The 8333-nt window shown below is 55.5% G+C and carries 9 protein-coding genes; 2 read left to right on the top strand and 7 right to left on the bottom strand.

Annotation, left to right across the window (positions count from 1 at the left end; all coding sequences use genetic code 11):
- Positions 1 to 108 precede the first annotated feature (108 nt).
- On the bottom strand, positions 109 to 630 hold the full coding sequence (locus AB7E65_RS10550; RefSeq protein ID WP_072288178.1) for an O-acetyl-ADP-ribose deacetylase: 522 nt from the start codon (positions 628 to 630) through the stop codon (positions 109 to 111).
- A 215-nt stretch (positions 631 to 845) separates the two neighbouring features.
- Between AB7E65_RS10550 and modD the strand changes: the two genes are divergently transcribed.
- A complete protein-coding gene (modD, locus tag AB7E65_RS10555) occupies positions 846 to 1697 on the top strand; it encodes a ModD protein (protein WP_072288177.1) in 852 nt (283 codons plus the stop codon).
- A gap of 37 nt (positions 1698 to 1734) precedes the next feature.
- Here modD and AB7E65_RS10560 read toward each other — a convergent pair whose 3' ends face one another.
- The 4 genes from AB7E65_RS10560 to AB7E65_RS10575 form a co-directional block, all read right to left on the bottom strand.
- Positions 1735 to 2571: a BtpA/SgcQ family protein gene (locus tag AB7E65_RS10560; RefSeq protein WP_320361083.1), complete on the bottom strand. Its 837-nt coding sequence runs from the start codon at positions 2569 to 2571 to the stop codon at positions 1735 to 1737.
- Between the two features lie 129 nt (positions 2572 to 2700).
- The gene (locus tag AB7E65_RS10565; RefSeq protein WP_072287646.1) at positions 2701 to 2937 is read right to left on the bottom strand and encodes a MoaD/ThiS family protein; all 237 of its coding nucleotides are present in this window, start codon (positions 2935 to 2937) and stop codon (positions 2701 to 2703) included.
- A gap of 487 nt (positions 2938 to 3424) precedes the next feature.
- Entirely contained in the window at positions 3425 to 4573 is a 1149-nt protein-coding gene (locus AB7E65_RS10570) for an iron-containing alcohol dehydrogenase (protein WP_072287645.1), read from the bottom strand.
- Positions 4574 to 4720: 147 nt separating this feature from the next.
- Entirely contained in the window at positions 4721 to 5665 is a 945-nt protein-coding gene (locus tag AB7E65_RS10575; protein WP_428745854.1) for an AraC family transcriptional regulator N-terminal domain-containing protein, read from the bottom strand.
- A 208-nt stretch (positions 5666 to 5873) separates the two neighbouring features.
- Here AB7E65_RS10575 and AB7E65_RS10580 point away from each other — a divergent pair, with 208 nt between their 5' ends.
- Positions 5874 to 6278, top strand: a complete 405-nt coding sequence (locus AB7E65_RS10580; RefSeq protein WP_428745855.1) for a (R)-mandelonitrile lyase — start codon at positions 5874 to 5876, stop codon at positions 6276 to 6278.
- 214 nt (positions 6279 to 6492) lie between these two features.
- Here the strand turns inward: AB7E65_RS10580 and glnA are convergent, their stop codons facing one another.
- The gene (gene glnA / locus AB7E65_RS10585; protein ID WP_072287642.1) at positions 6493 to 7902 is read right to left on the bottom strand and encodes a type I glutamate--ammonia ligase; all 1410 of its coding nucleotides are present in this window, start codon (positions 7900 to 7902) and stop codon (positions 6493 to 6495) included.
- Between the two features lie 68 nt (positions 7903 to 7970).
- Positions 7971 to 8309 (bottom strand): P-II family nitrogen regulator, encoded by a 339-nt coding sequence (locus AB7E65_RS10590; RefSeq protein ID WP_428745856.1) that lies wholly within the window; start codon positions 8307 to 8309, stop codon positions 7971 to 7973.
- Between the last annotated feature and the right edge of the window lie 24 nt (positions 8310 to 8333).

Genomic DNA, 8333 nt, shown 5'->3' on the forward strand with positions numbered 1-8333 from the left:
CTTTCATGGAAAGGATATTTTACAGTGAACTACGGGATTGTCAACATCCAAAGCGTGCTTAGTTAACAATCAGACCGGGCAAAGGGACAGGCAGGAAAACCAGGGGTTTCAGGCATGCGCAGCGCGCCATGCAGCCATGCATTCCTGATATATTCTGAAATGATCCGCTGAATAAACTACCAGATAGACCTTGTGGATGGAAGCTTCCTGCCGCAGAAAACCAAAGATGGTTGCAAGGGCGATGCGACAGGCTTGTTCCGCGGGAAAACGGTAGGCGCCGCAGCTTATTGCCGGAAATGCAAGCGTCCGTATGCCATGGGCCACCGCAAGTTTGAGGCAGTTCTCATAGCAGCTGGCCAGCAGTCGCCCGGGTTCAGGGTCGAGGCCGTAGACCGGCCCTACGGCATGAATCACATAGCGGGCCGGTAACCGGTAGCCGCCGGTTATGCGGGCCTCGCCCGCCGGGCAGCCGCCAAGACGGCGACAGGCCTCCGTCAATCCCGGCCCGGCCGCCCAGTGCACCGCGCCGTCAACGCCGGCCCCGCCGAGCAGGGAACCGTTCGCGGCGTTGACAATCGCGTCGACTTCGAGACGGGTAATATCGTCCCAGATCAGAAAAACCCTGTCCATGGCATCCATGTGGCATCCCTGAGAGTCAAAAGGCGGAGGATCTGCCGTCAACGGTGTTGCCTTTTTTGCAGGCGCTATATATCCTGCACGATATCGTGCGGAACAAACCGGCGTCCGGACGTAATGCAGCGCAGGATTTATTTTTCACAACCGGCAACCAGGGGCATATCCCCCAGGATCGCCACTCTGCCGGTATTTTCCAGAAAGGTGTTACAATGCCGACATATTTTTCCGAAGCATGGCTCGATCAAATCATTGAGGACGACATTCCCTATGGGGATCTGACCACCGAATCCCTCGGCATCGGCGACAAACCCGGTAAAATCGTATTTTCCACCCGGGAACCGACCGTTATCTGCGGCACCGAGGAGGCGGCGCGCATTTTTAAAAAACTGGGAGCGCAAATCAATCGTATTACCGCCAGCGGCACCGTCCTGTCTCCCAACACCGATTTTTTCGAGGCCGAAGGCAATGCGCGAACTCTGCATGCCGGTTGGCGGGTCTGCCTGAGTCTTCTTGAACACGTCTCCGGCATCGCCACACGCACCCGAAAAATTGTCGATCTTGCACAAAAAGTCAATCCGCTGATTTCCGTAGAAACCTCCAGAAAGTCGTTTCCCGGCGGAAAGAAAGTCACCATCAAGGCCGTGTTGTGCGGCGGAGCGCACCCCCACCGACTGGGGCTGTCCGAATCCCTGCTGGTTTTCAGGCATCACCAGGTATTCATGGAAAGCCAAAAGAGCTTCTGGGCAGCACTCGATCGGATACGCAATGAAATCCCGGGTAAAAAACTGACCCTGGAAGTCGAAAATGAAGCGGAAGCCATGCGCGCTGCCCAGGCCGGCGTCGATATCATCCAGTTGGACAAAATGCCCGTGGAGACGCTCAAAACAGTCATCGACAAGGTACGAAAGGATTATCCGGCCATAAAAATAGCAGCGGCGGGCGGCATCAACGAAAAAAACGCATCGGAATACGCAGCGACAGGGGCCGATATCCTGGTGCTGTCTTCCGTCTTTGCCGGCAAAACCAGCGACATCGGCGCGCGTATCATGCCACTGGCGTAAAAGCGGCACAAGTTTCAGGAAAAACGCCGACCGGCATTCAGGCGTCACCCCGCACGATCCTTGCGGTTTTCATGAAGCTTTCGACCAGAGAACCGTCAACGGGATTTCGCAAATCGCCTTGCAGCTTGAAACAGCTGCCGACAATAGCGCCATCCGCCAGGGGCAGCAAATCCTGAATGTTTTGCCGCGAGAGTCCGCTGCCGATGAGCATGGGGATCTTGATGGTTTTGCGAAGCACGTCAAGATCCTCGCTTCGGGGCGGGCTGCCGGTCTGATGTCCGGTCAGGATAAGACCATCGGCCAGGGCGGCTTCCACATCCTGTGCCTGGGCAATCAAACTTTTATCGGCAGTGATCTGATGGCTGCCGTGCTTGACGTGAAAATCGCCGAGAATCATGATCCGGTTTTCCGCCTGCAGAAACCTTCGATAGCGCAGCGCCTGGGGCCCGGCAGCTTCGATTACCCCTGCCTCGGCGATATAGGCATTGGCCAACTCGAAGGCCCTGACCCACTGGCAGCCTGTCGCTGCGGCAATCGCCAGGGCCTGGTTCACGCCGTTGAGATGAATGTTCACCCCCATGGGCACCTGAAACCGCTGGCGCAGATGCGACACCACGGCGGTCACTGCGGCGACGGTTTCAAATCCGATCTGCGCAGGCTTGAGAAATGGCCGATCCCCCTGGTTTTCAATCTGGACGCCATCGATGCCGCCCTCGATCAAACGCCGGGCGTCGGCTTCCGCGGCCTCGATGATGTCCGGCATGCCCGCCTCGGGCCGATACCCCGGAGCCCCCGGCAGAGGCCTGAGGTGTATCATGCCGATGATGGGTTTTTCGGTTCCGAAAATGTGCCGGAAATTGAAGGACGATACCATGGCCACCGCAACCCTTTCTGTTAAATTATGAAACTTGCCGGCACTGCCCTGTTACGGAAATGCCGGCAATCCCGGTTGCCTTGCAGGTTCATCGCAAAAAAACTGTTCTCAGGCCCTTCGCCGCAGTGATCACATACCGCCGGTTTTTGGCGACAGAGCCACCTGGTCTCCTTCTTTCAAAACATGATCCATCTCCACTTCCTTGTGATTAACGAAAACAATCTTGATATCCTCGGGATTGAACTCAAGACTCTTCACCAGGTCCAGGACCGTAGCCATCTCCCCGATTTCATAAGCTTTACTGCCATGATGATCGCAAACATTTTCCTGGGACAGACCCGAAAAGCACTTGATGTTCACTTTCATAAATCACCTCTCCCTCTCCCCCCAGCCGGATCAGACAGACCCAAGGCAAACGGAACCAAGACCTACGGATGATACTGTTTAACCAGATAACACCAGGTGCTGACCTGTCAACCCGATGGTCGCTTCAAAAGGACAATCCGGCCGTTTTTAAAATGAATCACTTTTTATGCTCCGGCGTACCATGCGGATGGCGGCGAGTGCAACAAAAAGCCCCCGACACAGCGCAAGCCAATTAGTTAGTTTTCATCCGGAAACGGCCCTTTTCCGCCATGGCGGCGTCAATCCGCAGGCTTGCTTGTGCGGCGTACCGATGTACGCCTCCGCGCAACCCCTTGATTTCCTTGCCACAACAAAAAATTGCTCGTTTCCCATATGAAAACTACGCTGTATCCATCCGGAGTTTCCGGATGGATACTAGTTAACCTGTTGAAAAACAATGGATGTTTTCGTTCACTCCAAATCCCTTCGCCCGCTTGATTCATGCGGGCTAGACGGCCAATTTCAGAATTTTGGAGATTCGCTCCTGGGGGTACATCGTATCCATCTTCCAGAGTTTGGCATTGCCAAAAGCATTTTCGGCGATGGGATCGACAGCGTCCTCGGAGAGCCCCGCCTGGGCGAAGGTGACAGGGGCACCGATGGTGCTGAACCATTCAGTCAGCTTGTCGATGCCGGCATCGACGCCGGAGGCGCCGAACACCTTGTCGGCGAATCGCTCAAACCGCTCCGGCATCTGATTTTTGATGTCCTTCAGCCAGGCGGGCAGCACCACCGCCAGCCCGGCACCGTGCGGCACATTGTACAGCGCCGACATGGCATGCTCGATCATGTGGGTGTCGTAGGTGTTGCCCTCGACGCCGACGAAGGTATTGCCATTCAGCGCCATGGTTGCCGCCCAGGCGAACTCGCCCCGCGCATCGTAATCGTTGGAATTTTTCAGCAACGCATCCGTGGTGCGCATGACGGTTTTCAGGATAGCCTCGATGAGTTCGGCGCTGAATTCTGGAAGGTAGCTGGCGGAGAAATACAGATCGAGGCAGTGAGAAAAAACATCCACAGCTGAATAGGCCAGATAGTCCCGGGGGACGCTGGCCATCAGTTCGGGATTGATGACGGATACCTTGGGAAACAACAGGGGGGAGACGATGGCGTATTTCTGCCGGGTTTCATCATTGGTCACGACGCCGGCCATGTTCATCTCGCTGCCGGTAGCGGCCAGGGTCATGATCGAGAATACGGGAAGGGCCGCTTCGACCACGGCTTTGCCGACAAAAAAATCCCACACGTCGTTGACGTATTTCGCGCCGGCGGCAACGGCCTTGGCGGAATCCAGCACCGAGCCACCGCCCACCGCCACGACGGCCTGCAGGTCTTTTTCCTTGGCGATTTTGACGGCATCGCGCACGCGGCTGATCAGCGGATTGCTGATTACCCCGCCCAACTCGACAAAGGCAATGCCCTGCTCTCCCAGGGAGGCGGCCACGCGGTCGAACAGCCCGTTCTTCTTCACCCGCTCCGACCCGTACAGAATCAAAGCGCTGTCGACGCCAAACTCTTTAAGGTATAGCCCGATATTGGCTTCTTTGCCCTTGCCGAATTCGATTCTCGTTGGGTTGAAAAATGTAAAGTCGCGCATGGCGCCTCCTTATTTGTAAGTGGTTTTGGAGTTTGCTTTTTTCTTTCCCCAATATTAATGGCTTACAGCGAAGCAAGAAATACATGGAACTCTTCGATTTTTGCCCGATCCTACTTGCTTTGGTGTTTTGCGCAACCTTTCATTCGCTCACCCTTCCCCACCAACCGCCGCCTGTCGCAGATTAATCACATCCCGCAATGGCGGCGCCCCGAATAACCGACTGTATTCACGACTGAACTGAGACGAGCTTTCGTACCCAACCTGGAAGGCCGCCCTGGTCGCATCCAGATCTTCCGCCAGCATCAGCCGCCGCGCCTCCTGCAGGCGCAGGTGCTTCTGGTATTGCAGCGGACTCAGGGAGGTCATGGCGCGAAAGTGGCTGTGGAAACTCGATGCGCTCATATTGGCGATTCCGGCCAGCTCGTCGACCCGCAATTGCTGGGCAAAATGGGTTTTCAGCCACTCGATGGCCCACGCCACCCGGTGGCTGCGGCTACCGTTGGAGGCGATGTGGCGAAGCCTGTCCCCTTGATCGCCCACCAGCAGGCGATAGAGGATTTCCCGGTGCAGCATCGGGGCGAGTATCGGGATATCTTCCGGTTCGTCAATCAGAGCGACAATCCTTTGAAAAGCGCTCAGCAGGGGCAAGGTGACCTCGCCTGTCGACATGCATCGATCGATAGCCCTGTTGCGCGGTGCGGGAAGATTGCTGTCGATCATCAGGCGCGACAGCTCGCGCATATCGAATTTCAGTACGAGTCCAAGATACGGCTCCTCGGGGCTGGCGGAAATGACCTGATACGAGCTCGGCAGATAAACGGATGCAAGCAGGTACCTGTGGGCATCATAGTCAAATATTTCGTCCGCGAGATGTATCCTCTTGGCCCCTTGCGCAATCAGGCAGATACTGGGTTCGGCCAGGCCGGGTTTCGGTTCGGTCGGTTTATTATGGCGATAAAAGGTCAAGCCCGGGACAGGTGTTTGAAATTCATCACAATCTGTGGTCCATCGGGCAATGTCTGCCACCAGCACTTTGAGCGGTTCGCTCTTATCCAATGCAAGTCCGGCATCACCAACATCTTGTTTTTGCATTCTATTTTCCTCGCTTCGGTTGTCTTGATAATACCAACCCCTTCTTCATCAGGCAATATTTCAGATTATTTTTGGAGGTTCGGGCAAGAATTAAAAAGGATCAGTCTATCCGGATTGTTCCTCCGGGGAGTAGCCTTATAACCGTAAAGGAGTTCCAACGATTGAACGAGATGAGGGTCTGTCAAAAAAACCACGAAGGGAACAGAAAATGGAAATACAACGAAACGGTTCACAGGCTTCGATCCAGGGACCGGCCGCCTGGTTCACCGGCACGGTACGCATCGACCCGCTGTTTCTCAAGCCGCAAGAACCGGCGCGCACCACGGGTGCTTACGTCGTCTTTAAACCCGGTGCCCGGACGGCCTGGCACACCCATCCGCTGGGCCAGACCCTGATCGTCACCGCCGGTAGCGGCCTGGTGCAGCGCGAGGGTGGGCCGATCGAAAAGATTCGGCCCGGTGACGTGGTCTGGTTCCCCCCCGGCGAGAAGCACTGGCATGGCGCTGGGCCGATCACATCCATGACCCATATTGCGATTCAGGAGGAATTCGACGGCAAATCGGTGGAATGGCTGGAACATGTCAGCGACGAGCAGTATCGGGCAGCCAAGTAAAAGGAAGGTAGGTATGGACAGAACTACTACAACCGCAGGGTCGCCCTGGTAACCTGAGCCACTCCGGGCATGGGGTGGCGACCCACGGTGACGTTGTGGACGAAGCATTTTAAAATGAATTCCTTTTTATGCTCCGGCGCATCGTGCGGATGGCGCCGAGTGCAACAAAAAAGCCCCCGACACAGCGGGGGCTTTTTTGTTGCAGATCGAAAACTCAGCAATCGTAGTACAGAGCGAATTCGAGGGGCACCGGGCGCATGCGGACGGGATCCACTTCGGCCTGGGTTTTGTACTCGATCCACTTTTCGATAACGTCTTCGGTGAAAACGTCGCCTTTGAGCAGGAAGGCATGATCTTCCTTGAGAGCCTCAAGAGCCTCAAGCAGGCTGCCGGCAACGCTGGGGATGGTGGCCAGTTCCTCGGGGGGAAGCCCGTAGATGTCCTTGTCCAGCGGTTCGCCCGGATCGATCTTGTTTTCGATGCCGTCAAGACCGGCCATCAGGATAGCGGAGAAACACAGATAACCGTTGGCTGCCGGGTCGGGAGTACGGTATTCGACGCGCTTGGCCTTGGGGCTGTTGCCCTGGGGAATACGCAGCGCGGCAGAGCGGTTGCGACCCGAATAGGCCAGATTGACGGGTGCTTCATAGCCAGGCACCAGGCGCTTGTAGGAGTTGGTGGTGGGATTGGTGAAAGCGCAAAGAGCCTTGGCGTGCTTGATGATGCCGCCGATGAAGTACAGGGCGTTCTTGGACAGGCCGGAATAGCCATCGCCGGCAAAGGTATTGACGCCATCCTTCCAGATAGAGACGTGGCAGTGCATGCCGCTGCCGTTATCACCGAACAGGGGCTTCGGCATGAAGGTCACGGTTTTGCCATTGCGCACGGCAACGTTTTTGATGATGTACTTGAACCACTGCAGGGTATCGCCGTTATTCAGCAGCGAATCGAATTTAAAGTCGATCTCGCACTGGCCGCCGGTAGCGACTTCGTGGTGCGATGCCTCGATATGAATGCCGACTTCCTGGCATACCTGCACCATCTCGTTGCGCAGATCCACCAGAGAGTCGGTGGGAGCGCAGGGGAAATAGCCTTCCTTGTGGCGGGGTTTGTAGCCGAGGTTGGGGAATTCTTCACGGCCGGTATTCCAGATACCTTCGCTGGAATCGACGCAATAGAAAGACTCGTTGCAGGTGGAGTTGAAACGCACATCGTCAAAAATGAAAAACTCGGGTTCGGGACCGAAATAGGCGGTATCGCCGATACCCGTGGATTTCAGATAGGCTTCGGCCTTTTGCGCGATGAAACGCGGGTCGCGGCTGTAGCCTTCCTTGGTAATGGGATCGAAAATGCAGCAGATCAGGCTCAGGGTCGGAACCTTGATGAAAGGATCCCGTTTGGCGGTGTTGGGGTCGGGGATGATAGCCATGTCGCTGTTATGAATAGGCTGCCAACCGCGGATCGAAGAACCGTCGAACCCCAGGCCTTCTTCAAACACATCTTCGCTGAATTCGCAGATAGGAACCGATACGTGCTGCCAGACGCCCACGAAATCAAGGAACTTGTAATCCACCATCTGGATGTTGTTTTCCTTGATAAATTCCATTACCTGTTTCGGTGTCATTGCGATTGCTCCTTTTTACTGACCTCGGTTGAAATAAATAACCGTAAGCTCCGAAAACCCATGTCGGCCTACAGCGCGTCCTCACCTGTTTCGCCCGTGCGGATGCGGATAACTTCCTCCACCGGGCTGACAAAGATCTTGCCATCGCCGATACGGCCGGTGCGGGCCGCCTCGCTGATGGTTTCAATAACTTTTGCGACCATATCATCCTTGACGATGATCTCGATCTTGATCTTGGGAATGAAGTCGACCACGTACTCAGCGCCGCGGTAAAGCTCGGTATGCCCTTTCTGTCTGCCAAATCCTTTGGCTTCGGTAACGGTAAGCCCCTGAATACCGACTTCGTTCAGTGCCTCTTTAACTTCATCCAACTTGAACGGATTGATAATTGCCTCAATTTTCCTCATCAATCGGCCTCCTGCAGACGATGT

Source organism: Syntrophotalea sp., from assembly GCF_050253115.1.
Lineage (GTDB): Bacteria > Desulfobacterota > Desulfuromonadia > Desulfuromonadales > Syntrophotaleaceae > Syntrophotalea > Syntrophotalea acetylenica.

Excerpts from the sequence above, each read along its gene's own strand:
- AB7E65_RS10550 (WP_072288178.1), bottom strand. The coding sequence starts at position 630 with ATGGACAGGGTTTTTCTGATCTGGGACGATATTACCCGTCTCGAAGTC.
- modD (WP_072288177.1), top strand. The coding sequence starts at position 846 with ATGCCGACATATTTTTCCGAAGCATGGCTCGATCAAATCATTGAGGAC.
- AB7E65_RS10560 (WP_320361083.1), bottom strand. The coding sequence starts at position 2,571 with ATGGTATCGTCCTTCAATTTCCGGCACATTTTCGGAACCGAAAAACCC.
- AB7E65_RS10565 (WP_072287646.1), bottom strand. The coding sequence starts at position 2,937 with ATGAAAGTGAACATCAAGTGCTTTTCGGGTCTGTCCCAGGAAAATGTT.
- AB7E65_RS10570 (WP_072287645.1), bottom strand. The coding sequence starts at position 4,573 with ATGCGCGACTTTACATTTTTCAACCCAACGAGAATCGAATTCGGCAAG.
- AB7E65_RS10575 (WP_428745854.1), bottom strand. The coding sequence starts at position 5,665 with ATGCAAAAACAAGATGTTGGTGATGCCGGACTTGCATTGGATAAGAGC.
- AB7E65_RS10580 (WP_428745855.1), top strand. The coding sequence starts at position 5,874 with ATGGAAATACAACGAAACGGTTCACAGGCTTCGATCCAGGGACCGGCC.
- glnA (WP_072287642.1), bottom strand. The coding sequence starts at position 7,902 with ATGACACCGAAACAGGTAATGGAATTTATCAAGGAAAACAACATCCAG.
- AB7E65_RS10590 (WP_428745856.1), bottom strand. The coding sequence starts at position 8,309 with ATGAGGAAAATTGAGGCAATTATCAATCCGTTCAAGTTGGATGAAGTT.